Here is a 20,427-nt window from a genome sequence, read left to right as displayed (position 1 = left end):
AGAGTCGAATTTATATCGATACCTATTATAATCCAGTAAGAAGACATGGGACTCTAGGTGGAGTGAGTCCCATGGACTTTGAACTAATCAACTAAACCCCTGTGTCTACTTTTTAGGGGCCATATCACTCTCGCATCTCGCATCTGATTTTTATTCGCTTGAACAGGCATTCTGGTATATAAACATCTATCTAACCTCTAATGTTAAGCGACCGAGATAAATGACCGCACCTACCACTATGACGTTCTTCGAACGTTTTGAAACTGACATCCTTTCTGGCAAAAAGACCATTACTATTCGCGATGAATCTGAACGCGACTACCAGCCAGGTAGCGTTGTGGAAGTATCGACGCTAGAGCAAGGCCGTGTGTTCTGTAACCTTAAGATCATCAGTGTTGAACCAATCCTGTTTGATGACTTAGGTGAATTCCATGCTCAGCAAGAGAACATGACGCTGCAAGTACTCAAAGACGTGATTCAAGATATCTATCCGGGTATCTCTCAGCTGTATGTGGTTTCTTACGAGCTTGTGTAACCCGCTTTAAATGAAATTTTTTGATCACTACAGCGTTTAATTGCTGAGCAATAAGAAAGGGAAGTCACAATGAGTGAATTACGGAACGGAACAGTTCAGCAAATTTTTCTTCAACTTTATTGTCGTGAGCAAACTGAGCTGCCGTTAATTTCTCGAATTGATCTCGACATTGATCTTTATGATAGTGAAGGCTTTCTAGCGTGGCGTGATACAAAGCGTGACTTTACTGTCAGTGATATCGAGAGTCGAGTGTGGGTGAAGAGTTGCCCCGGCGGCTATATCACTGAAGTGCACTTTAATGCTGACGGTTCTCTAACTGAATACCGTTTGTTCGATCGATTTGAAACAACAGGGCAGTGGCAGTTAAAAGACGGTTTGTTACACGTCGAGATTCTGAAGGGTGAAAACCGCTACCAGTTTGCTGTTGTGGCTCGTGCTGATCTTAATATTCACTCTGCGGTAGAGTATAAGAACGGTGAGCTGCATTCGTACTTGAAGCTGGTTCAAGTTGAACGCTAAACGTTTAGCGGTGATTCGTTTTATGAACATATGAAAAAGCCAACAGTGATGTTGGCTTTGTTGTTTTCAATTCGACTGAGTAGTTTAAGCTATTAAGCTATTAAGCTATTAAGCTATTAAGCTATTAAGCTATTAAGCTTCGAAGTTCGCCAATCGAGTATAAAGCTCGCTGTCTTGGTCTTGCTTTGCACATACGGTTAGAAGGTCTTCAATAAAGTACTTCAATGCACGCGCTTCAATTCGGCTAATGCCTTGTTGCTGCTCTTCAGTCAGGTAACCGTAGATAGTTGCCGCTCCGAAGTCACCAAAGATCATCTGACCTTGTTCATTGACCAAGGTGTTGTGCGCGTACAAATCACCGTGACAAACTTTGTTTTGATGAAGGTGTTCAAACACATCAATCATCTGCTCGGTAATGCTATTGATCTGAGCAATTGAAAGCTCAAAGCCTTCGTTGAACGTATCGCGAGTACAGCTTTCAAGAGTAGGGGGCAAACCTAGGTTGTAATAGCTGCTTGGGATAAGCTCCATGACCAAAGCTAAATAGTCATCTTCATCAACTTGGGCAATAGATTTCACTAAATTGCCATGGTAGCCAGTCTGCAAACAAGCTTCTAGCTCATCGTGTGGGTAGCCATCACTGGTGACTTCGCCTTTGAATACTTTAACGGCCACTTCTTGTGGGAAATCAAAGTCACTGTTTAACCAGTTAGCATGAGAAATCACGCCAGATGCACCTTGGCCCAGCACTTGATTGAGTGAGTAGCATTGCGAACTCACGGCAGGCACGCTATCTAAGCTGCTTGGGTGTTTGCAAAACGGGTTACCCGCAAAGGCTAACCAAGCCAGTTTTGGTAGCTTGATAAGGAACTCTGGGAATTCAGTCAGTTGGTTTGCAGATAGGCGAACTAGCTCAAGGCTTGATAGGTTTTCCATGCTTTCTGGTAAAACGCGAATCTTGTTACCCGCTAATGCGAGTTTTTGTAGGCGTGGTCTTTCACCTAAAGAGTGAGGGAGAACCTCGATCGCATTGTCTGTCAGGATCAACCAACGTAATTGAGCGGGCAGAGACTGTTCGCTAACGGTATTGATTTGGTTAGTTTTGAAGCCAACCATTTCAAGCTTAGGAAGGGTACCAAGAACATCAGGAAGGTGCGTAAACAGGTTATTTGACGCGAAGATAATACACAGGTTGGTCAGCTGTGATAACTCTTCTGGTAAATCTGACAGTTGATTACCTGAAAGGTCTAGAACCTCAAGAGAATCAGCGAGTTCTAAGATCTCTAAAGGAAATTCAGTGAGACCTTCTGACAGTTGTAAGCGCGTAATACCGTTTAGTTGCCCTGATTTTAATTGTTCTAGAGTATGCAAACCTTAGCCTTATGAATAGATGTTCGAGGCGCGTAGTTTACTTGTCTCAATCAAGAAAGGCGAGCACCGGAATGATGCTCGCTTAACTAAACTAAGTGAACGAATTTACAAAAGTTAAAGTCGTATATGGTTTTGGCTGACGCCGACCTCCTCAACAAAGTCGCTGTCATGACTCACCAAGATAAATGCGCCTTGGTATTCACGTAAAGCGGACGCCAGTATTTGCTTTGAGTCGATGTCTAGGTGGTTGTCCGGTTCATCGAGCAATAGAAGCGGGGTGTCTTGCTTGTGGCTAACGATCAACATCGCCAGTTTCATTTTTTCACCACCACTTAAATGTGCCACTTTTCGGTAGACGGAGTCTCGTCTGAACCCTATTCCTGCTAGCAAAGTTCGTGCATCACTTTCTGTTAATCCAAAGCTGTGTGCTATTAGGCTATCGAACATGGTGTCGTTGGTGTCCAACAGTCCAAAATGTTGATCCAAGTATACAGTGGCTCCTAAGCGTTTAATGGAGCCGATATAGTTCGAGTGTTGGCCGTGAATGGCTTTTAACAGTGTCGATTTTCCGCAGCCATTCGCCCCGGTTAGATAACATCGTTCCCCTTGTGATAGAGAGAAGCTAATAGGAGCACCAGAACCAAAACTTAGGCGACAGTTTTCAACGGTTAATAATGAGTGTTTTTTAGAACCATTCGCTTGTTGTAGGTACAACGCTTGTGGCTTCAGTTGCTCTTGTTGTTCTTTAAGAGATTGAAGTTTATGTTGGTTTTGATCCTTTAAGTTCTTGTGGCTTATTGTCGATGCACCTTGGGTTCGCCCTGCTTTATCTTTCATTGCATCCAATAATATCTTGGGTTGGCTACCCGATTTTCGGAGTCGGTTACCTTGAGACTCACGTTGCTGAGCTTTTTCCTTGTTAATCTGAGCTTGGCGCTCGAGTCGTTTCTTCTCCGATTGATGATGCGTTATCTGCTTGTCCAGAGCTTCACTTTGACTCGACATTTGCGTGAAGTAATCATCGTAATTCCCTTTGTAGAAGCGCATGCCCAAACTATTGAGGTGATAGATCCCTTCCATGTGTCTCAGTAAGCTTCGATCGTGACTGACGACAAGCACTTTACCTTCAAATAACTGGCACTGCTCTAGTAACCAATTGCGTCCATCGCTATCCAAATGGTTTGAAGGTTCGTCGAGAATCAGTATGTCGTGGTTTGATACGAATAACCGATGAAGCTGTAAAAGGGCGAGTTGTCCACCGCTCAATGCATGGCACGGTGTGGTCAACCCACTGGTTATTTTCAATGTGGCTAAAAGTTGCTTGGTGTTCGCTTGTAAATCCCAATCCTCCCCAACGATATTGAAGTGCTGAAGTTCGCAGCTGCCTTGTTCTATGGCGTGTAATGCGTCTAACTTTTCGGTGATCCCCAAGAAGTCAGCAATGCTGATTGCGCTATCCAATAGCTCTGAAGGTAACTGGAAGTAGAAGCCGATCGAGCCTTGTTTGGAAACACTGCCTGATGTGGGTTGTGTTTTCCCGACCAGTAACGAAAGTAGTAATGACTTTCCAGCACCATTTCTTCCGACTAAGCCTGTCAGGCGACTGCTCAAACTAAAGGTGATGTCTTTGAATAACCACTCACCAGTATCGAGTTGGAATGAGAGATTGTTGGCTAATATAGTAGGCATAGAAATACCTCCCTTTACGTGTAAACGAGTAAAAGGGGTGAGGCGCTTTTTTGCATAGATTCCTACGTGGGATTCTATGTCTAGATCGCCAAAGACGTTACTTAAGTAGGATGACAGCAAAAGATAGAGATTATCTTGCTGAAGTGCTTTCTTTATTCAAGGTGCTGATCTTAAAGAGGTTGGTCTTAAATTGACTGCTCTTCAATAGCTTGATTTTTCAAGAAATAGATGACGAAGTAACGCCCACTAACCCCGAGAGTCCAAATGATTTTTATAAAAATAAATCGGATGTCAGGATGTTAGTACTTCATTATGGCGTTATTCTCTTTTGAAATGATGGTGGGATGTTACTGAAAGAAGGTGCTGAAAGTCAATATGATGAAGTGACTAAAATGTATCCAAATAATTAAAGCGCCAGTAAGGCGCTCTAGATCGTTCTTTGGAAAGCTAGATTTTTTGAGGAACGTGGGAATTACCGTTTTTGACCACCAACGGCTCGCCAACACATGTCAAAACTATCGCTGATGTACTTGGCTAATTGATCTGGTGGTAACTCATTCTGCTCAATCAACCAGTTTGCACAAATCAAAAAGTGGCTATGGATAAAGTGCCTTACAAGGTTAATGTCTAATGCCATCAATTCACCGTCCTCTTGTCCTTTCAAAATGATCTCGTCTAGCGACGCGAACATCTGCGAGACGATCACTTCTCGAGTTTGAGTTGTTGGGTCGAAATGAACATTGGTGAAGAACTTCATCGCAACCGGATTTTCTAGTGCCCATTCAATCCCAGTGATCCACATGAACTTAAAGGCTTGATAGAGATCCTGCTCAGCAATATCAGTATGTTGTTGAAGGGTAGAGAATAGCTCCAACTTCAGCTCGCGAAACAGTTCGTCAATCAATAGAGATTTATTCTCGAAGTGGTGAAACAGCGTCGCTTTCGCCACACCAGCTGTTTTCGCTATTTGTCCGGTAGATGTGCCCTCTAGCCCCTGTTGAGAGAAGAGCAGGAGTGCAGCATCTAGGATTTTTTGCCTTTTCGTAATCATCTATTTAGTACTTTGAACAGAATCTTTTTGATTGGATTGTTGTAAGGAGGGTGCATTAACTTGGTGAAGTTAATTTTTCCTCTACTTAGAACGGTTTTGGCATGGCTAAAGGTCTTAAAGCCTTCAATGCCGTGGTAGTGTCCCATGCCTGAAGGGCCAATGCCACCGAACGGCGCATCTTCTGCCGCCACATGCACTAGCGAGTCGTTAATACAAACACCGCCAGAATGCGTATTCGATAAGAACTGTTCTTGGGTCTGTTTATCATGACTCATCAGATACAAAGCAAGTGGACGTTCTCTTGCTGTGATGTAGCTGATCGCTTCTTCAATAGAATCATAAGGCACGATAGGCAGAATAGGGCCAAACAACTCTTCTTGCATTGCGACCATGTCGTCGTTCACTTCGGTTAGAAGATGCGGTGTCATTCTATGGTTCACATCGTCTTGTGCTTGTTCGGTTACCGTGTGAACAACTGCGCCTTTCGATTGCGCATCTGTAATCACACCCTTCAAGCGATTGTATTGACGCATATCGATCACTGAAGTTAAGTCTTTGCTCTCAATGCCTGCTTTATACAGCTTTTTGAAGTATTGCTTATAAGCTGTGATGAACGCATCGACTTTTTCTCGTGGCAATAAGATGTAATCAGGCGCTACACAAATCTGGCCAGCGTTTAAGCTTTTTGCAAACAGGATACGCTCAACGGCGTCAGCGATATCAAAGTCAGGGGCAATAATCGTTGGAGATTTGCCGCCCAATTCTAAAGTCACTGGCGTCAAGTTGTCGGCTGCTGCTCTCATTACGTGCTTACCCACAGAGGTCGAGCCTGTGAATAGGATATGGTCAAACGGCAGTTGGCTAAATTTCGCGGAAACGTCAGCTTCTCCTTCGATGATCGCAACCTGATCTTCACTAAAGCCTTCAGCCAACATTGCTTTCAAAACTCGATTGGTCGCAGGAGTAAACTCGGACATCTTGAGCATTGCAGTGTTGCCCGCCGCTAATGCAGTGATGAGAGGGCCTAAAGAGAGCATTATAGGAAAGTTCCAAGGAACGATAATGCCCACAACGCCTACCGGTTGATAGTGAACAGTGATCTTCGCTGGTGTCAGCATCAAGCCTGCTTTTCTACGAGATGGCTTCAACCACTTCTTAAGGTTCTTATCACTGTAATTAATTTGGTGAAGAGAAGGGGTGATATCAGCAATCAAGCTGTCGTGTTTTGCTCGATGGCCATAATCTTCAGACACCGCATCAATCAATTGCCCTTGGTAGCGCATTAGCAACGCTTTTAATTCCGAGAGGTCTTTTCTTCTCTGCCCAAGCGTAGGATTAACATTACAGCGGTAGTGATCTTTTTGTCGGTTGAACATTTGATCCATGTCGTTGATGTTCGACGTGTTTGGTTCAAGGTCTAGATTATGACTCATAGTATTCCTTAAATTCGAAGGCTGACCGATTGGTTGGTCAGTTAAAATTACAAGAATATCCAGCTGAATACAAGATATGCGCGAGAAAAGTTCAATAATTGAGCGTTTACAACATTGAAGTGAGCGAGTTTTAGTTGGAAGAACGAAGTGTTAATAGGCATCGAATCGCGGGATACAAGTTGTGTTGGTGATAGCGAGAGTTGTGGTAGATAAGTGGTTATATTTGGCACAACCCTGACTTAACTTGACCAGAATAGCCAAGAATTTTATGTGTCTTTGGCATTTTATTCACCTGATTTTTTGTTAGAAAGTGCTTTAAATCTCATGCGCTTCAGCCTGTTTTCTGGCCTAAAACCTTGTAATTCCTTACCTGTCACTTTAAGTCGGATCGTCGATAAGAAAATGTAATCGTAACCACAAATATCAATGGTTGGACTCACTCTCAATAATATCGGTTAATGCAGCCAACAAATCGTTTTTGAACGTTTTTTGTTGGGTTATACCTCGCTATTCCAATGAGGTATCTTCTGTCGATGGCCCTATAGTGTGAGGTCTCTAGAATTGGAAAATTCGGTTAATTTGGAACGCATCCGTGCTGAGTATAATGTAAAGCACTGGAGCCAAGGTTTTTATGGAATTGATGATAATGGCGAGGTGTATGTTTCACCGAGCGAAACCGATCATCAAGTTCCGCTTAGTCAGATCGTAAAACAGTTAGAGCAGCGAAATATTGGTTTGCCTGCTCTTGTGCGTTTTCCTCAAATAGTGCATCAACGTGTGCACAATATCTGTAACGCATTTAACCAAGCGATCGACGAATATCAGTACGACAACCGTTACCTGCTTGTTTACCCGATTAAGGTGAACCAGCAGAAAGAAGTGGTTGATGAGATCTTAGCGAGCCAAGCTCAATTAGAGCACAAGCAATTGGGCCTAGAAGCGGGTAGCAAGCCTGAACTATTAGCGGTATTGGCGCTGGCTCAAAAAGCGAGCTCGGTGATCGTGTGTAACGGTTACAAAGACAGAGAATACATCCGTCTTGCGTTGATTGGCGAAAAGCTGGGTCATAAAGTATTTATCGTTCTAGAGAAGCTGTCAGAGCTTGATCTTGTTCTTTCTGAAGCGAAAGCGCTTGGCGTGAAACCTCGTTTAGGTTTGCGTATTCGTCTTGCTTCTCAAGGCGCTGGTAAATGGCAAGCAAGTGGTGGTGAGAAGTCGAAGTTCGGTTTGTCTGCATCACAAGTTCTGACTGTCATTGAACGCTTGAAAGCAGAAGACCAACTCGATGTTCTAGAGTTAGTGCATTTCCATCTTGGCTCACAAATGGCCAATATTCGTGATGTGCGAAATGGCGTGAGTGAAGCGGCGCGTTTCTATTGTGAACTGCGCGATATCGGTGCTCAATTGAAGTTCTTAGATGTTGGTGGTGGCTTGGCAGTCGATTACGACGGCACACGCAGCCAATCTTCAAACTCCATGAACTACGGCTTGCTTGAGTACGCTCGTAACATCGTGATGACAGTAGGAGATATTTGTAAACTCTACAATCAGCCACAACCTGTGATCATTTCTGAATCTGGTCGTTCGTTGACTGCGCATCACGCTGTGCTTGTGACTAACGTGATCGGTACAGAAAGCTATTCTCCGGAAGACATGGCGGCTCCAGAAGCTGACGCACCAATGTTGCTAAACAACATGTGGAAGAACTTCTTAGAGCTAGATGCGGGTAATGATGACCGAGCGTTGATCGAGATCTACAACGACACGCAAAGTGATATCGCTGAAGCGCACAATCAATTTGCCACAGGAATGCTGAATCTTCAGCATCGTGCTTGGGCAGAGCAGATGTCTTTGCGTATTAACTATGAACTTAGTTCTCGTATGAGCACTAAGAACCGTTATCACCGTCCAATTTTGGACGAGTTGAGCGAGCGTTTAGCCGACAAGTTCTTTGTTAACTTCTCGTTGTTCCAATCGTTGCCAGATGCTTGGGGTATCGATCAGGTGTTCCCTGTATTGCCTCTAAGTGGTTTAGACAATGCGGATGAGCGTCGTGCTGTTGTATTGGACATCACCTGTGATTCTGACGGTACGATTGACCAGTACGTTGATGGTCAAGGTATTGAAACAACGCTGCCAGTTCCTGCGTGGAACCCTGATGAACCCTACCTGATGGGCTTTTTCTTAGTAGGCGCATACCAAGAGATCTTGGGTGATATGCATAACCTATTTGGTGATACCCACAGTGTAGTGGTGAATGTTGATGAAAGTGGTCAAGCGAATATCGACTACATCAACGAAGGCGATACGGTTGAAGACATGATGCGTTATGTTCACATCGATACGGATCTGATTCGTCAGAACTACAAAGATTTGGTCACGGCGAAAGTAACAGCACAAGAGCAACAAAGCGTACTTGAAGAGTTAGAGCAAGGCTTGATGGGTTACACCTATCTTGAGGATTTTTAATGAACGATCTATTTACCAAACCAGATTACTCGCTGTACTCCAACGCGATGACGTTTATGCGTCGTCCATTGGTACAGAACCCAATTGATAACGATGCTGATGTGGTTGTGTTGGGCGCGCCGTTAGATATGGCGACGTCGGGTCGACCGGGTGCTCGTATGGGTCCTGATGCGATTCGTCGTGCGTCTGTAAACTTGGCGTGGGAAAGCAAAAAGTTTCCTTGGGACTTCAATGTATTTGAACATACCTCGGTGATTGATGCTGGCGACCTTGTGTTTGATTGTGGTGATGCTGAAGATTTAACTCAACGTTTAGAAGCGGCTGCTGATGCGATTCTAAGCAGTGGTAAAACTCTGTTAGGTTTAGGTGGCGATCACTTCATTACATTGCCTTTACTTAGAGCATACGGCAAAAAGTACGGTGAAATGGCTCTGATTCACTTCGACGCACACACTGACACTTATAGTCAGGGCAGTCGTTACGATCACGGCACTATGTTCTACCATGCGCCAAATGAAGGCCTTATCTCGCCAGAACACTCAGTGCAAATTGGTATTCGTACAGAGTACAAGCAGGAAGGATACGGCTTTAACGTTATTAACGCGATGCAAGCGAACGACATGAGCGTGGACGAGATCATTGCTCAAGTGAAAGGTATTGTTGGTGATAAGCCTGTTTACCTAACGTTTGATATCGACTGTCTCGATCCTGCTTTTGCTCCGGGTACGGGCACACCAGTATGCGGCGGTTTGAATTCAGATAAAGTGCTGAAAATCATCCGTGGCCTACAAGGCATCAACATGGTTGGTATGGACGTTGTAGAAGTTTCTCCAGCGTATGACCAAAGCGAGATTACAGCATTGGCTGGTGCGACGATTGCGCTTGAGCTACTTTATGTTTGGACAGCGAATAACCTAACAAAATGACAACGGTGGTTAACAGTATTAGTTAGCTAACCGAACGTATCACCTATTTATTTAAAGCCCACCAGGTTTAACTTGGTGGGCTTTTGTGTTTTGTCGAGCAGCAAAAAATTCTACTCTTGCATCTCAGTAAGTAGTCTTTTCTTGACTGTGAACTAACATGCTAAAAGGTTCGTATTCTACGGCCTATCTCATGGTTTGTGAGTAAAAAACCATCACATTGATTATTATAGGTGTCTCAAAGATGGGACTTGCCTCTGCTTTACTAAGGATGCAGAGCTCACCTCAATTAATGCCCTGTATTCGCTAATGATTTATCAACTTTATTGCTGTATATATTTATAAAATGAAGAGGTGTATTTATATTGTGAGCTCATTTGCATATTAATCAGCATCCTACTAACTTTTAACTAGTGTTTTCAAGCCTTGAAAGAATACTTGGATTTGCGAAAAGATGTCTCTTCGCACAGACATGGCATTTTTTATGGGGAAGACTAGGCTTAAGGGTAAGTAAAATATAATAAAACAGGCGAAATACACTCTTTTTTCGGTGGTTTAGACATAAAAGTGGATTACCACGGATAAGAGTTAAGTATGAGTTGAATTAAAGCCTGAAATTGCTATTACAGATAATTTTCACAGCGCTTGAGAAGAGTGCTTTGTGACAACGGGGGATGTATGGATATTGAGGTTTCGCGCCAGGCTGCAGTAGTTGAAGCTGTGAGTGGAGATGTCGTCGTAGTTAAGCCTGACGGTAGCGCAAGAAAGATTTCAGTTGGTGATATCATCCGTGAGAATGAGATCGTTATTACCTCGAATGGATCTGAAGTTGTATTAGGCGTTCAAAATGATTCGATTCCGGTTGGAGAGAATTGTGTAGGCTGTGTTGACGAAAATTCTGCGTGGGCAGAAGCGCCAATTGCCGGTGAGGTTAATTTCGATTCAGAGCAAACGGACGCCGGAACCTTTAGCGACGATGATCTTGCTGCTATCCAAGACGCAATTTTAGGTGGTGCCGATCCAACTCAAATCTTAGAGGCAACGGCTGCTGGTGGCGGTCTGGGTTCTGCAAATGCGGGCTTCGTAACCATCGATTACAACTATACGCAAACTCAACCGACAACTTTCTTTGAAACCTCCGGGCTAGACGACGAAGTTATAGAAGAACCTCGAGAAGAGTTCCGATCGATAACCCGTTCTTCTGGTGGTCAATCAATCAGTGAAGTGCTCACTGAAGGTTCCATTTCTGATAATACCTATCCCCAATCTATTACATCTACAGAGACGATAATTGCTGGCAGCTTAGCGCTCGCATCTAATTCTTTTGTTCCAGAAGCTTCATCCCTTGCTTCACTGCTTAGTGAGCTAAATAGCGACATTACCTCAAGCGGTCAACCTGTCACGTTTACTTATGATTTGGCATCAAATTCTATCGTTGGTGTTCAAGGTACTGACGAAGTATTACGCATCGACATTGATGCCGTCAGTGTTGGCAATAACATTGAGCTTTCTCTAACCACAACGATTTCTCAGCCGATTGATCACGTACCGTCTGTTGGCGGTGGTCAGGTTTCCTACACTGGCGATCAAATAGATATTACCTTTGATATTCAAGGCGTAGATACTGCTGGAAATCCGCTAGCAACACCCGTCAACGCACAGGTTTCAGTGTTTGACGGGATAGATCCGTCTGTTGAAAGTGTCAATATCACTAACGTTGAAACTAGCAGCTCGACAATCGAAGGGACGTTCTCAAATATTGGTAGTGATATCCTTCAATCAGCCGTATTTGATGCAAGCGCACTCGACCAGTTTGATGGGTTGCTCAGTGACAATCAAAACACGCTTGCGAGACTGTCTGACGATGGAACAACGATTACTCTGTCCATCCAAGGCCGAGGTGAGGTTGTTCTCACTATCTCGCTTGATACTGATGGTACCTATAAATTCGAGCAATCTAATCCGATAGAACAAGTAGGTACCGATTCACTGACGTTCGCTTTGCCGATCACTATTACTGATTTTGACCAAGATGTTGTAACCAATACTATCAACATTGCCATTACTGATGGTGATAGCCCTGTTATCATTAATGTTGACAGTATTGATGTTGATGAAGCAGGCATTGTTGGCGGCTCACAAGAGGGCACAGCGCCAGTGTCTGGTAGCGGCAGTATTACCGCGGATATTTTTGAAAGTGACATCATTGACCATTATGAACTCGAACCGGCAGAATTTAATACTGGTGGCAGCTTGGTTTCAAATGGCGAGGCTGTGCTGCTTGAGTTGATTAGTGAGACCAATGGTGTAAGAACTTACGAAGGTTATGTTGAGGTCAATGGTTCTAGAATTACGGTCTTTGACGTTAAAGTGGATAGCCCTTCATTGGGGAGCTACGAATTTAATCTGTATGAAGACCTTTCACATCAAGGTGCTGAAGATGCGTTATTAACTTTTGCTCTGCCAATTTATGCGGTGGATGCGGATGGTGACCGCTCTGCACTGTCTGGAGGTTCGAACATACCAGAAGCTGCTGAGATCCTCGTCAATGTCACAGATGATGTTGTTGAGTTAATTGATAAGGTTGAATCAGTCACCGAGCCGACCTTAGCGGGCGATACCGTTGTTTCGTACAACCTATTCAACTTCGAAGGCGCCGATAGTTCGACAATTCAATCGTTCAACTACGACGGTGTTGATTACCTATTAGATCAAAGTTTATTGCCTGATGCTGATCAAACCTTCAGTTTTACGGAGGGTGTGGTCACTATCTCACTGAATGGTGATTTCAGTTTTGAAGTCGCTCGTGATATCGACCATTCAAGCAGCGAAACTATCGTCAAACAGTTTTCATTTTTAGCTGAAGATGGTGATGGCGATACTGATACTTCGACGCTTGAGCTAAGTATTACCGATGGTCAAGATCCGATCATTGACCTGATCCCGCCGGTTACTCTATCTGAAACAAATCTTGCTGACGGTTCTGCGCCAAGCGGAAGTACAGTGAGCGCGACTGAAACGATTACCTTTACCGCAGGCAGTGATGATGTGGCGAGTTTCCGTATTGAACCAACCGAGTTCAATGTGGGCGGTGCACTAAAATCGAATGGTTTTGAGGTCGAGATAAAAGAAGACTCTGCTAATCCGGGAACTTATATCGGTTTTATTACCGATGGTTCGAATACTGAAGTTCCGGTATTCACCATTGCCTTCTCAACCACCACACTTGGTGAATACACCTTTACTTTAATTGAAGCTATAGACCATGCGGATGGTTTAGATAACAACTATCTGAGCTTCGATCTGCCTGTTTACGCTGTTGATAGCGATGGTGATGATTCACTGGTGTCTCAGCTTAACGTCACGATTGGTGATGATGTCCAAATTATGCAAGACGGGACGTTAGATATTGTTGAGCCAAATCTGGCTGATGGAACAATCACAACCAATACCATTGATGTGATGCCAAATCAGAGTGCCGATGGCGCGACGATCACTCAGTTTACTTATGACGGCGTCGTAAACACACTCGATCAAAGTATTTCAGGCGAACAGCAGTTTAGCTTCACGGAAGGTGAATTGTTTATCACCCTTGAAGGTGAAGTGCGCTTTGAACCTAATCGCGATCTAGACCATTCCGTTAGCGAAGACATCGTGAAGTCGATTGTCGTTACCTCAAGCGATTTCGATAACGATTCTCTGACTTCAACCGTTACGTTAACCATTACTGATGGTGATATTCCAACCATCGATGCGGTGCCAAGCGTTACGCTCTCAGAAACAAACTTGGTTGATGGTTCTGCGCCAAGCGCCGGTGCAGTCAGTTCAACCCAGACCATTACTTTTACCAATCAAAGTGATGATGTGGTTCGTTTCCGTATTGAGCCAACAGAGTTCAATACTAACGATGATCTTAAATCGAACGATCTAGCCGTTGAGTTACGTGAAGAGCCGGTAGGGTCGGGTGACTATATTGGTTTTACGACCAGTGCCACAAACATAGAAACTAAAGTATTCACATTAAGCTTTAATTCTGGGGCATTAGGCGAATACACGTTTACGCTCATCGAAGCGTTAGACCACCAAGATGCCCGTGGCAACAACGAGCTTAGCTTTGATTTACCTGTTTATGCGGTAGACAGTGATGGTGATGATTCATTGATGTCTCCGTTAAACGTCACCATCGGCGATGATGTTCAAATCATGCAAGACGGTACGTTAGATATCGTTGAACCAAATCTTGCTGATGGCACGGTAACAACTAGCATTTTCGATGTGATGCCAGCTCAAAGTGCCGATGGCGCGACGATCAATCAGTTCACTTATGATGGCCAACTTCGAACGCTTGACCAAAATGACAATGGTGAGCAGCAGTTTAGCTTCACGGAAGGCGAACTGTTCATCACGCTTCAAGGTGAAGTGCGCTTCGAGCCGAATCGTAATCTAGACCATACGCTGAGCGAAGACATCGTGAAATCGATCGTGGTGACGTCAAGTGATTCTGATAACGATGTGCTGACTGCAACAGTAAAGCTGACCATTACCGATGGTGATATCCCAACCATTGATTCGGTGCCAAGCGTTACTCTTTCTGAAACTAATCTGAATGATGGCTCTGCGCCAAGTGGTAGCGCAGTGAGCTCCACTCAAACTATTACTTACACCACTCAAAGTGATGATGTGACCAGTTTTCGTATTGAACCGACTGAGTTCAATGTTGGTGGTGCTTTGACATCAAGTGGATTGGCCGTTGAACTGAAAGCTGACCCAACCACACCGGGCGGTTACATCGGTTTTGTGACTGATGGCTCGAACGTTGAAACCAACGTGTTTATGATTAGCTTCTCAGATACTAACTTGGGCCAATACACCTTCACTTTGCTTGAAGCGTTAGACCATGCTGATGGCTTGTTGAATAATAACTTGAGCTTTGATCTTCCTGTTTACGCTGTCGATAGCGATGGTGATGATTCACTCGTGTCTCAATTAAATGTAACCATTGGTGATGATGTTCAAATTGTGCAGGGCGGTGCCTTAGATATCACTGAGCCCAACCTTGCAGATGGCACGGTGAGCACCAATACCATTGATGTGATGCCAGAGCAAAGTGCCGATGGCGCGACGATCACTCAGTTTACTTATGACGGGCAAGTTAGCACTCTGGATCAAACTGACAATGGTGAGCAGCAATTTAGCTTCACAGAAGGTGAGTTGTTCATCACTCTTCAAGGTGAAGTGCGCTTTGAGCCAAACCGTAATCTAGACCACACGCTTAGCGAAGACATCGTCAAATCGATAGTGGTGACCTCAAGCGATTCAGACAATGACGTACTGACCTCCACAGTGACGCTGACCATTACCGATGGTGATATCCCAACCATTGATGCAGTGCCAAGCGTTACGCTTTCGGAAACTAACTTAAGTGACGGCTCTGCGCCTAGCGGCAGTGCAGTAAGCCAAACTGAGACGATTACTTTCACTAATCAAAGTGATGATGTGGCGAGTTTCCGTATTGAGCCAACCGAGTTCAATGTGGGTGGAGTACTGAAATCGAATGGCTTTTCGGTCGAGATAAAAGAAGACTCTGCTAATCCGGGCACTTACATCGGTTTTATTACCGATGGTTCGAACACTGAAATCCCAGTGTTCACCATTAGTTTCTCGGCAACAACATTAGGCGAATACACCTTTACCTTACTTGAAGCGTTAGACCATGTGGACGGTTTAGACAACAACGACCTGAGCTTTGATCTTCCTGTTTATGCGGTTGATACGGATGGCGATGATTCATTGGTGGCTCAACTGAATGTGACCATCGGTGATGATGTTCAAATCATGCAAGATGGTACGTTAGATATCATCGAGCCAAATCTTGCCGACGGCACAGTCACAACCAATACCATTGATGTGATGCCAAATCAGAGTGCCGATGGTGCGACGCTCACTCAGTTTACTTATGATGGTCAGCTACGAACGCTTGACCAAAATGACAATGGCGAACAGCAATTCAGCTTCACAGAAGGCGAATTGTTTATCACTCTTGAAGGTGAAGTGCGCTTTGAGCCGAACCGCGACCTAGACCACTCAGTTAATGAAGACATCGTGAAGTCGATTGTCGTTACCTCAAGCGATTTCGATAACGATTCTCTGACTTCAACCGTTACGTTAACCATTACTGATGGTGATATTCCAACCATCGATGCGGTGCCAAGCGTTACGCTCTCAGAAACAAACTTGGTTGATGGCTCTGCTCCAAGTGGCAGCGCGGTAAGCTCGACTCAAACCATCACGTTCACCAATCAAAGTGATGATGTGGTTCGTTTCCGTATTGAACCAACGGAGTTCAATACTAACGATGATCTTAAATCGAACGGTTTAGCCGTTGAGTTACGTGAAGACCCGGCAGGGTCGGGTGACTACATTGGTTTTACTACTAGTGCGACGAATGTAGAAACCACAGTATTTACGCTGACTTTCTCTAGCACAACATTAGGTGAATATACCTTCACTTTGCTTGAAGCGTTGGACCACCAAGATGCCCGTGGCAACAACGATCTTAGCTTTGATTTACCTGTTTATGCGGTAGACAGTGATGGCGATGATTCACTGATGTCTCCGTTAAATGTCACTATCGGCGATGATGTTCAAATCATGCAAGATAGTACGTTAGATATCATCGAGCCAAATCTTGCCGATGGCACTGTGACAACCACCACCATTGATGTGATGCCAAATCAAAGTGCCGATGGCGCGACGATCACTCAATTCACTTATGATGGTCAGCTTCGAACGCTTGACCAAAATGATAATGACGAGCAGCAGTTTAGCTTCACAGAAGGTGAACTGTTCATTACTCTTGAAGGTGAAGTCCGTTTTGAGCCCAATCGCGATTTAGACCACACGCTGAACGAAGATATCGTGAAATCGATCGTGGTGACGTCTAGTGATTCCGATAACGATGTGCTGACCTCAACGGTCACGTTGACCATTACCGATGGTGATATCCCGACCATTGATAATGTTCCAACTGTGAACTTGTCAGAAACGAATCTGAGTGACGGCTCTGCGCCAAGTGGCAGCGCGGTGAGTTCAACTCAAACCATTACCTTTACCAACCAAAGTGATGATGTAACAAGTTTCCGTATTGAACCGACTGAGTTCAACGTCGGTGGTGCTTTGACATCAAACGGCCTGGTAGTCGAACTGAAAGCCGACCCAACTACTCCGGGTGGTTACATCGGTTTTGTTACGGATGGTTCAAACGTTGAAACCAACGTGTTCACGATTAGCTTCTCGGATACCAATTTAGGTCAATACACCTTCACCTTACTGGAAGCGTTAGACCATGTGGATGGCTTGGCAAATAATGATCTGAGCTTTGATCTGCCGGTTTACGCCGTTGATAGCGATGGCGATGATTCACTGGTGTCTCAGTTAAATGTAACTATTGGTGATGATGTTCAAATCATGCAAGGTGGTACGTTAGATATCACTGAGCCAAACCTTGCTGACGGTACAATCACAACCAATACAATCGATGTGATGCCAAATCAGAGTGCCGATGGCGCGACGATCACTCAGTTTACTTATGACGGGCAAGTTCGCACTCTGGAGCAAACTGACAATGGTGAGCAGCAATTTAGCTTCACGGAAGGTGAGTTGTTCATCACTCTTGAAGGTGAAGTGCGCTTCGAACCAAACCGTAATCTAGACCACACGGTTAGCGAAGACATCGTCAAATCGATAGTGGTGACCTCAAGCGATTCAGATAATGACGTGCTGACTTCCACAGTGACGCTGACGATTACTGATGGCGATATCCCAACCATTGATGTGGTGCCAAGCGTTACTTTGTCTGAAACGAGTCTAACTGATGGTTCTTCACCAAGCGGCAGTGCAGTCAGTCAAACTGAGACCATTACCTTTACCAATCAAAGTGATGATGTGACCAGCTTCCGTATTGAACCTACTGAGTTCAATGTGGGTGGAGCACTGAAATCGAATGGATTTGCGGTCGAGATAAAAGAAGACTCTGCTAATCCGGGGACTTACATCGGCTTTATTACCAACGGTTCGAACACTGAAGTTCCTGTATTCACGATTGCCTTCTCTACGAGCACACTGGGTGAATACACCTTTACTTTAATTGAAGCGCTAGACCATGTGGATGGTCTAGATAACAACGATCTGAGTTTCGATCTTCCTGTTTATGCGGTAGATACGGACGGTGACGATTCATTGGTGTCTCAGCTTAATGTGACCATTGGTGATGATGTCCAAATCATGCAAGATGGCACATTAGATATCGTTGAACCAAATTTGGCCGATGGTACGGTGACAACCAACACTATTGATGTCATGCCAAACCAAAGTGCCGATGGCGCGACGATCACTCAGTTCACTTATGACGGTGTCGTAAATATACTGGATCAAAGCATTTCAGGAGAACAGCAGTTCAGCTTCACGGAAGGCGAGCTGTTTATCACCCTTGAAGGTGAAGTGCGCTTTGAGCCGAACCGCGACCTAGACCACTCGGTGAGCGAAGATATCGTGAAATCGATAGTGGTGACTTCAAGTGACTTCGATAACGACTCTCTGACTTCTACTGTAACGCTGACCATTACCGATGGTGATAACCCTACAATTGACGTTATTCCAAGCGTTATCCTCTCTGAAACGAATCTGAGTGATGGCTCTGATCCAGGTGCCAGCGCGGTAAGTTCGACTCAAACCATCACGTTCACCAACCAAAGTGATGACGTTGTTCGTTTCCGTATTGAGCCAACAGAGTTCAATACTAACGATGATCTTAAATCGAACGGTTTAGCCGTTGAGTTGCGAGAAGACCCACAAGGTTCGGGTAATTACATTGGTTTTACGACCAGTGCGACGAATGTCGAAACCACGGTATTTACACTGAGTTTTTCTAGCACCACATTAGGTGAATATACCTTCACTTTGCTTGAGGCTTTGGATCATCAAGATGCCCGTGGCAACAATGACCTCAGTTTTGATTTACCCGTTTATGCGGTAGACAGTGACGGCGATGATTCACTGATGTCTCCGTTAAATGTCACTATCGGCGATGATGTTCAAATCATGCAAGATAGTACGTTAGATATCGTCGAGCCAAATCTTGCCGATGGCACGGTAACAACCAACACCATTGATGTGATGCCAAATCAAAGTGCCGATGGCGCGATGATCACTCAATTCACTTATGATGGTCAGCTTCGAACGCTTGACCAAAATGACAATGGTGAGCAGCAGTTTAGCTTCACGGAAGGTGAACTGTTCATCACTCTTGAAGGTGAAGTGCGCTTTGAGCCGAGTCGTAATCTAGACCACACGCTGAACGAAGATATCGTGAAATCGATCGTGGTGACATCTAGCGATTCGGATAACGACGTGTTGACCTCAACCGTCACGTTGACCATTACCGATGGTGATATCCCAACCATTGATAATGTGCCAACAGTGAACTTGTCAGAAACGAATCTGAGTGATGGCTCTGCACCAAGCGGCAGCGCGGTTAGCTCAACTCAAACCATTACCTTTACCAACCAAAGTGATGATGTAACAAGTTTCCGTATTGAACCGACTGAGTTCAACGTTGGTGGTGCTTTGACATCAAATGGATTTGCGGTCGAGATAAAAGAAGATTCTGCTAACCCAGGCACTTACATCGGCTTTATTACCAATGGTTCGGGCGCTGAAGTGCCAGTATTCACGATTGCCTTCTCTACGAGTACGCTAGGCCAATACACCTTCACTTTACTTGAAGCATTAGACCATGCGGATGGCCTTACAAATAACGATCTGAGCTTTGATCTGCCGTTTTATGCAGTTGATAGCGATGGCGATGATTCACTGGTGTCTCAGCTTAACGTAACCATCGGTGATGATGTTCAAATCATGCAAGATGGTACGTTTGATATCACTGAGCCAAACCTTGCAGACGGCACAATCACAACCAACACCATTGATGTGATGCCAAATCAGAGTGCCGATGGTGCGACGATCACTCAGTTTACTTATGACGGGCAAGTTCGCACTCTGGATCAAACTGACAATGGTGAGCAGCAATTTAGCTTCACAGAAGGTGAGTTGTTCATCACTCTTCAAGGTGACGTGCGCTTTGAGCCAAACCGTAATCTAGACCACACGGTTAACGAAGACATCGTCAAATCGATAGTGGTGACCTCAAGCGATTCAGACAATGACGTACTGACCTCCACAGTGACGCTGACCATTACCGATGGTGATATCCCAACCATTGATGCAGTGCCTAGCGTTACTCTGTCTGAAACCAACCTTAATGACGGCTCTGCTCCCAGCGGAAGTACAGTTAGCGCAACCGAGACGATTACCTTTACCGCAGGCAGCGACGATGTAGCAAGTTTCCGTATTGAACCAACAGAGTTTAATGTGGGCGGT

At 44.6% G+C, this 20,427-nt stretch carries 9 protein-coding genes (1 of these 9 running past the window's edge); 5 read left to right on the top strand and 4 right to left on the bottom strand.

From position 1 onward, the window contains the following. Positions 1-220 precede the first annotated feature (220 nt). The gene (gene yqfB, locus L3V33_RS18370; protein WP_004733516.1) at positions 221-535 is read left to right on the top strand and encodes a N(4)-acetylcytidine aminohydrolase; all 315 of its coding nucleotides are present in this window, start codon (positions 221-223) and stop codon (positions 533-535) included. A gap of 69 nt (positions 536-604) precedes the next feature. Further along, positions 605-1,054: a hypothetical protein gene (locus tag L3V33_RS18365; protein WP_237291004.1), complete on the top strand. Its 450-nt coding sequence runs from the start codon at positions 605-607 to the stop codon at positions 1,052-1,054. 132 nt (positions 1,055-1,186) lie between these two features. On the opposite strand, the gene L3V33_RS18360 is transcribed toward L3V33_RS18365, so the two are convergent. The 4 genes from L3V33_RS18360 to L3V33_RS18345 all read right to left on the bottom strand — a co-directional run bounded on the left by L3V33_RS18360 (position 1,187) and on the right by L3V33_RS18345 (position 6,598). Next, positions 1,187-2,425 carry a leucine-rich repeat-containing protein kinase family protein gene (locus L3V33_RS18360; RefSeq protein ID WP_237291003.1) on the bottom strand — a complete coding sequence of 413 codons (1,239 nt, stop codon included), beginning with the start codon at positions 2,423-2,425 and terminating at the stop codon, positions 1,187-1,189. A gap of 114 nt (positions 2,426-2,539) precedes the next feature. Continuing rightward, the gene (locus L3V33_RS18355) at positions 2,540-4,114 is read right to left on the bottom strand and encodes an ATP-binding cassette domain-containing protein (RefSeq protein ID WP_237291002.1); all 1,575 of its coding nucleotides are present in this window, start codon (positions 4,112-4,114) and stop codon (positions 2,540-2,542) included. 472 nt (positions 4,115-4,586) lie between these two features. Next, the gene (locus tag L3V33_RS18350) at positions 4,587-5,165 is read right to left on the bottom strand and encodes a TetR/AcrR family transcriptional regulator (protein ID WP_237291001.1); all 579 of its coding nucleotides are present in this window, start codon (positions 5,163-5,165) and stop codon (positions 4,587-4,589) included. Continuing rightward, positions 5,162-6,598 carry a coniferyl aldehyde dehydrogenase gene (locus L3V33_RS18345; RefSeq protein ID WP_237291000.1) on the bottom strand — a complete coding sequence of 479 codons (1,437 nt, stop codon included), beginning with the start codon at positions 6,596-6,598 and terminating at the stop codon, positions 5,162-5,164. Before L3V33_RS18345 ends, L3V33_RS18350 begins: the two co-directional genes overlap by 4 nt. Before the next feature lie 561 nt (positions 6,599-7,159). Between L3V33_RS18345 and speA the strand changes: the two genes are divergently transcribed. The 3 genes from speA to L3V33_RS18330 form a co-directional block, all read left to right on the top strand. Continuing rightward, complete coding sequence (gene speA, locus L3V33_RS18340) at positions 7,160-9,067, top strand: arginine decarboxylase (protein WP_267136882.1); 1,908 nt, start codon at positions 7,160-7,162, stop codon at positions 9,065-9,067. Next, positions 9,067-9,993, top strand: coding sequence for an agmatinase (speB, locus tag L3V33_RS18335; RefSeq protein WP_237290999.1), 927 nt, complete (start codon positions 9,067-9,069; stop codon positions 9,991-9,993). Before speA ends, speB begins: the two co-directional genes overlap by 1 nt. A gap of 675 nt (positions 9,994-10,668) precedes the next feature. Further along, on the top strand, positions 10,669-20,427 hold the 5' end (the start) of the coding sequence (locus tag L3V33_RS18330; RefSeq protein ID WP_237290998.1) for a retention module-containing protein. 20,418 nt of this gene lie beyond the right edge of the window; the window shows 9,759 of its 30,177 coding nt (coding positions 1-9,759); its start codon is at positions 10,669-10,671; its stop codon lies beyond the right edge, outside the window.

It is taken from the genome of Vibrio sp. A2-1 (genome assembly GCF_021728355.1).
Taxonomy (GTDB): Bacteria; Pseudomonadota; Gammaproteobacteria; order Enterobacterales; family Vibrionaceae; genus Vibrio; species Vibrio splendidus_K.
The sequence above is the reverse complement of the archived record's forward strand: the minus strand, read 5'-3'. Positions and strand labels throughout refer to the sequence as shown.

What these genes read in the sequence shown, in the direction of transcription:
- yqfB (WP_004733516.1), top strand. Translation starts at nt 221, where the DNA reads ATGACCGCACCTACCACTATGACGTTCTTCGAACGTTTTGAAACTGAC.
- L3V33_RS18365 (WP_237291004.1), top strand. Translation starts at nt 605, where the DNA reads ATGAGTGAATTACGGAACGGAACAGTTCAGCAAATTTTTCTTCAACTT.
- L3V33_RS18355 (WP_237291002.1), bottom strand. Translation starts at nt 4,114, where the DNA reads ATGCCTACTATATTAGCCAACAATCTCTCATTCCAACTCGATACTGGT.
- L3V33_RS18350 (WP_237291001.1), bottom strand. Translation starts at nt 5,165, where the DNA reads ATGATTACGAAAAGGCAAAAAATCCTAGATGCTGCACTCCTGCTCTTC.
- L3V33_RS18345 (WP_237291000.1), bottom strand. Translation starts at nt 6,598, where the DNA reads ATGAGTCATAATCTAGACCTTGAACCAAACACGTCGAACATCAACGAC.
- speB (WP_237290999.1), top strand. Translation starts at nt 9,067, where the DNA reads ATGAACGATCTATTTACCAAACCAGATTACTCGCTGTACTCCAACGCG.